The 4,548-nt window shown below is 51.2% G+C and carries 7 protein-coding genes; 6 read left to right on the forward strand and 1 reads right to left on the reverse strand.

All coding sequences use genetic code 11. The features are described 5' to 3' along the window. The 3 genes from BP822_RS09765 to radB form a co-directional block, all read left to right on the forward strand. Positions 1-559 (forward strand): triphosphoribosyl-dephospho-CoA synthase (locus BP822_RS09765; protein ID WP_286878215.1); only part of this gene is annotated, 559 nt, incomplete at its 5' end. A gap of 2 nt (positions 560-561) precedes the next feature. Further along, positions 562-1,155: a DUF447 domain-containing protein gene (locus tag BP822_RS09770; RefSeq protein ID WP_048131566.1), complete on the forward strand. Its 594-nt coding sequence runs from the start codon at positions 562-564 to the stop codon at positions 1,153-1,155. A gap of 27 nt (positions 1,156-1,182) precedes the next feature. Next, positions 1,183-1,854 (forward strand): DNA repair and recombination protein RadB, encoded by a 672-nt coding sequence (gene radB, locus BP822_RS09775; RefSeq protein ID WP_273271462.1) that lies wholly within the window; start codon positions 1,183-1,185, stop codon positions 1,852-1,854. Positions 1,855-1,871: 17 nt separating this feature from the next. On the opposite strand, the gene rimI is transcribed toward radB, so the two are convergent. Continuing rightward, entirely contained in the window at positions 1,872-2,372 is a 501-nt protein-coding gene (gene rimI / locus BP822_RS09780) for a ribosomal protein S18-alanine N-acetyltransferase (protein ID WP_273278753.1), read from the reverse strand. A 176-nt stretch (positions 2,373-2,548) separates the two neighbouring features. On the opposite strand from rimI, the gene BP822_RS09785 reads away from it, so the two are divergent. The 3 genes from BP822_RS09785 to BP822_RS09795 form a co-directional block, all read left to right on the forward strand. Continuing rightward, a complete protein-coding gene (locus tag BP822_RS09785; RefSeq protein ID WP_157863592.1) occupies positions 2,549-2,713 on the forward strand; it encodes a hypothetical protein in 165 nt (54 codons plus the stop codon). Next, on the forward strand, positions 2,710-3,813 hold the full coding sequence (locus BP822_RS09790) for a PDDEXK nuclease domain-containing protein (protein ID WP_013718055.1): 1,104 nt from the start codon (positions 2,710-2,712) through the stop codon (positions 3,811-3,813). The genes BP822_RS09785 and BP822_RS09790 overlap by 4 nt, the downstream gene beginning before the upstream one ends. Continuing rightward, a partial coding sequence (locus BP822_RS09795; protein WP_286878216.1) for a restriction endonuclease subunit S occupies positions 3,800-4,548 on the forward strand: 749 nt, incomplete at its 3' end. The genes BP822_RS09790 and BP822_RS09795, both read left to right, overlap by 14 nt.

Consider the following 4,548-nt stretch of genomic DNA (forward strand, 5'->3'; position numbering starts at 1 on the left):
GGATGATGGGGTGGATGATGGGCTTGAGGAGGAGCTGGCGAGAGTTCTGAGGAGCACCACCGTCCAGGATGCATTAGACTTCTATCGGGCCTTCGATCTGGCGGGAGCAAGAGTAGTGCAGGTCGATGATTTCAGCCTGAAGGATCCGGACTGGGAAAGAAAGCTGATTGATGGCAACCAATCCCTTCTCGAACTGATGAGACTTTCCCTGGATCATGATATCGTTGCTCGCGAATGGGCCACGGACTTTGAGCGATCATTCCAGCTCGCCGGAAGGCTGCGGGAGATGGTATCCATATACGGCCTCAATGATGGCGTGGTCAGGACCTTCCTTGAAGCCCTAGCCGAGGTGCCAGACAGCCTTATATCCGCCAAGTTCGGAAGGGAAAGAGCGGTGGAAGTATCCCGTATGGCTGTAGATGCGCTCCTTGATTCCACCCTGAATAAGGCCAGGAAGATGGATTGCGAATTGAACAACAGGGATATGAATCCGGGCTCTACAGCAGACCTGATTGCGGCATCTTTATTTATCTCTCTTCTGAGGAGATTGCGGTTTTGATCATGTTCTATGGCAAAGAGGCTCTTGATGAGCTGGGAATACTGGAGGGCATAAACGAGATAATTGCCACCACAGAGACAGGTGGCAGAGTAAATGCTGCTCCTTTAGGAATTATCAGGAGTGAGGATAGCCTATATATCCGCTTATTTTTAGGAACTCACACCTATGAGAATATCCTCACCAGGAAATGGTTTGTGGCCAATGTCACCCACGATGCCTGGATCTTCGCGGAGACAGCTTTAGAGGACCTGCCCCAGGAGTACTTCACGCATTGCGATGGCCTGCCGATTCTAAAAGATACTGAGGCCTGGCTGCTATTCAAGTGCGATCCCTTCGCTTCGGATATCATAATCGCCAATATCGAGCCGGTAAAAGGGGAGCTATTGAGAAAGGACTTCCGGGCAGTCAACCGGGGAGCCAACCTGGTAGTAGAAGCAGCGGTAGCTGCCACCAGATATATGTCCCTTCGAAGCGATAATTATTTCGAGGAGTTGATGAAGACCCAGAGGATAATAAACCGCTGCGGCAACCCCAGAGAGAGAGAGGCGATGGAGAGGCTAATGGACCGGATCGATAACTTCGCCCATAAGAGATAGGCGATTAATGATAGAAATTCGATTTCTATGAGTACCCTTGAACGTTTGCCTGTAGGCTGTCAGAGCCTGGACCTCCTTCTGGGCGGAGGATTTGAGTCGGGCATAATCACTGAGCTCTATGGTGAATCGGGATCAGGGAAGAGCAACATCGTCCTGCAGCTGGCGGTGGCTGCGGTGGCCAGGGGCTTTCGGGTGATCTTCATCGATACGGAGGGCTTCTCCGCTGAGAGGTTCAAGCAGATTGCCGGACCTGGTGCTGCAGATATAGCGGCCAAGATAATGATCTTCGAGCCCATGAGCCTCGAGCAGCAGGCAATGGCCATCAGGGAGGCATCAAAGATCGCAGGAAGGGATCTGGGGCTGGTTATTCTTGATTCGGCGACGTCTCTTTACCGCATGCTCCTGGAGGCGGAGGACAGCCGGCCTGCCCGTCGAGCTCTGACCGTCCAGCTCTCGGAGCTGCAGGAGATCGCCCGGAGGCACAGGATTCCTGTGGTCATAACCAATCAGGTCTATACCGATATCGAGAGCAACTCCCTTCGGCCATTAGGCGGCACATATCTGGAGCACATGTGCAAAGCGATAATATTTCTAGAAAAGGCCGGAGAGGGCCTGCGGAGAGCACAGCTGATGAAGCACCGCTCCCTGCCGGAAAATAGAACTGCAGAGTTCCGTCTGACCGCCCGGGGCCTGGAGTAATAGCAGACAAGAGACGGCTAAAGGCGGGCCTTCATGACAAATGCTGCCTCTCCATCGGAGTAGTAAGAGGGACAGATGCCTCTTATCTGAAATCCCAGGTTGGAATAAAGAGATTGAGCCTTCCTGTTGCTGACTCTCACCTCAAGAGTAGCACCCAATGCTCCTAAATTGCGGAAGGACTTGAGGACGGCCAGCATCAGCCTCATGCCTATCCCTCTGCCCTGATATCGCGGCCTTATTGCCAGCCAGAAGACCCGACCTTCGAAGGGAGCATGCTTGAATCCCAGGACGAAGCCTGCCAGTTCCCCGTTCACCTTTGCGGCAAGTGTTGTGGCAGGATGGTACTCGTAAAAAGCGGCGAATATGTTCGGGTCATAGCCTCCAAAGACCTCTCGGTCGATCTCCAGAGCTGCATTTAAATCACTGGCACTCATTCTCCTTATGATCACCGCATCTTTCAGGACTGCTTCTTTTATGCCGTCATCATGCTGCCTTTCGAATAGCTCCTCTGGCCACATTATACCATTGCCTGAGATTTTTCAACGGAAATAGTTTATCCGAAGGAGGTGGCATCTGTTTGTAGAGGAGAGCGCCCACGGAACAGCTTCAATAAGGCAAACGAAGAATCGGATCTCAACTATTTCTGCTCCGGCCGTTGAGTGTTCTTCAGGCACACCGACGGGCCATGCGCTTTATGTACTTCGAGCTAGACTATGGCCGCGATGCCGCAGAAATCATGAAGTACAACAGGAACGGCCAGAATTCCCTGATGATGTTCAAGCTGGGAAGGAAAGGCAATTGGAGCAAAAGCTTCATAGTAATAATTACAGACTCAATCTTTGAGGAGCTGGGGATTTGAAGGACGAGGAGCGAAGTTATCGTGGGCAACTGCATGACGACGCATCTTTTCCGGTGGCAGCAGGACATAAAGAGATGCCAGAAAGCTATGCCGTGTTCATTGGTGAGATCAAAGAACGCATACAGAAGGAACGTTTGCGCGTGGTCATGTCCGCCAACTCCTCGATGGTGCTTCTTTATTGGGACATCGGGCGGACTATCATTGATCGTCAGGAAAAGGAAGGATGGGGGGCAAAGGTCATTGACCGGCTTTCAGCAGATCTGCGAGAGGCATTTCCTGACATGCAGGGGCTATCGCCAAGAAATCTGAAATACATGCGCGCATTTGCTGCTGCGTGGCCCGACCGGGAGATTGTGCAAGAGGTGCTTGCACAAATCACTTGGTATCATAATATTGCTCTTCTGGAAAAGGTAGCAGATTCACAAGTCCGCCTCTGGTATGCGAAGAAAGGACTGGAAGAAGGCTGGAGCCGCAGTGTACTGGTAATGCAGATCGAACGCAAGCTACATGACCGGCAGGGCAAGGCACTAAACAATTTTAACCTCACACTGCTGCCTGGCGATTCCGATATGGCTGCTCAGATATTCAAAGATCCATATCTGTTTGACTTCCTTGGAACTGCCGATCCACGCCGGGAGCGAGAAGTGGAAAAAGGGCTGATAGACCACATCCAGCGCTTTCTCCTGGAGCTTGGAGAAGGATTTGCCTTTGTGGGAAGACAGGTTCACCTCGAATTCGCAACTAAGGACTATTACCTTGACCTATTATTTTATCATCTGAAGTTGCGCTCCTACGTAGTGGTTGAATTGAAATCTGTTTCTTTTGATCCCGGATTTGTGGGAACTCTTAACATGTATCTTTCAGCGGTTGATGATTTGCTCCGCCACCCAGATGATAAACCAAGCATTGGACTCCTGTTATGCCGCAAAGGAAGCAGGATCGAGGTCGAATACGCCCTGCGTGGAATCCAAAAGCCGATGGGTGTTGCAGGCTGGGAGACAAAGCTTGTGAAGACTCTGCCTGAAGAGCTGCAGAGCAAACTGCCAAGCGTGGCCGAGATCGAGGCTGAACTGACCTGGGATGAAAATGAAGGGGCCTGACCTCATGGAAGAGGAACAATCCAGGGGGAGTGCGACCAGCTTCGAAGATCAAGAAATACTTCGAGGAGCTGGGGGTATGAGCTGGCCTCGCAAGAAGCTTGAGTTGCTTGCTGCTGATGAGCCTTACTCTTTTGTTGGGGGTCCGTTTGGCTCGAAACTTACTTCGCGTGATTATTCTGATCAAGGTATTCCTGTGATTCGGGGATCCAATCTAAACAACGGTCGTTTCCTAGATATGAACGAATTCGTTTACGTCTCCGATTCAAAAGTCCGCAAGGACCTATCCGGCAATCTTGCTAAACCAGGTGACTTAGTTTTCACACAGCGTGGTACCCTTGGCCAAGTAGCAATCATTCCAAAAGAAGGTATATCAGATCGATATGTTGTTTCCCAGAGTCAAATGAAGCTGACTGTTGACGACACCAAAGCAGACCAATTCTTTCTGTACTACTATTTTTCCAGCCGTGAAGTCATTGATAGGATTACGAATTTTACGTCCTCATCTGGTGTCCCCCATATCAATCTGACAGTGCTTCGCAATTTTGAGATTCCGGTTCCTCCACTTGAGATCCAGAAGTCAATCGCCTCCATCCTTTCCGCCTATGACGACCTGATCGAGAACAACCGGCGGCGCATACAGCTGCTGGAGCAGGCGGCGCGGCTACTCTACAAGGAGTGGTTCGTGCACCTGCGCTTCCCCGGCCATGAGCACGTCAGGGTTATGGACGGGGTGCC

This window comes from Methanosaeta sp. UBA458, from assembly GCF_002496085.1.
In the GTDB taxonomy this organism is placed as follows: domain Archaea; phylum Halobacteriota; class Methanosarcinia; order Methanotrichales; family Methanotrichaceae; genus Methanothrix; species Methanothrix soehngenii.